This window comes from Nonomuraea monospora (genome assembly GCF_039531895.1).
Classification (GTDB): Bacteria; Actinomycetota; Actinomycetes; order Streptosporangiales; family Streptosporangiaceae; genus Nonomuraea; species Nonomuraea monospora.
In genome coordinates, this window is the sequence record NZ_BAAAQX010000125.1 from 1 (window position 1) to 523 (window position 523).

Sequence of the window (523 nt, forward strand, 5' to 3'; positions counted from 1 at the left end):
GTCTAACCTAAATTCCACGTGTGTTTTTTATTAGCTTCAAAAATCACTATTTCACGAAGAATTTAGACTGCTTCTCACACATTGTAACATTATTTACAACCACCTTTCAATCATTTTTGATAAATCATTGATTTCATCTTTGCTGCAATGATACTTAATAAACTCTGCAAGTTATCCACAGAGCAACACTCAATTTTATTGATGATATTCTTATTATACCAGACATTTTTCATACACTCCCTTGTACGGATAGTTTTCCGACAACTTCATGATTACATATCTTGCGGTTTTGATTATTTTTGCTGCAAGAAATACATACTTCAAACGAAAGGTCTTTATTTGCTGTCTGTATTCTGAAGAGTCCAAGGAATCAAACTTGAACAACAAAAATAGGTTATATGAAAGCATCATCATTTGAAACACGGCTTCATTCGCCCAAAATGACTTTAGCAAGAGATGACCCACCGCCATGTCGTATTTGGCTTCTTTGATATAGTTTTCAGCATTACCACGCTTTTCATAG

The 523-nt window shown here is 33.8% G+C and carries 1 protein-coding gene; it reads right to left on the reverse strand.

The window, feature by feature from the left end; all coding sequences use genetic code 11:
- Nucleotides 1–213: 213 nt before the first annotated feature.
- Nucleotides 214–523, reverse strand: a 310-nt coding sequence (locus tag ABD331_RS60805) for an IS1380 family transposase (RefSeq protein ID WP_000328014.1), incomplete at its 5' end; no start/stop codon positions are given.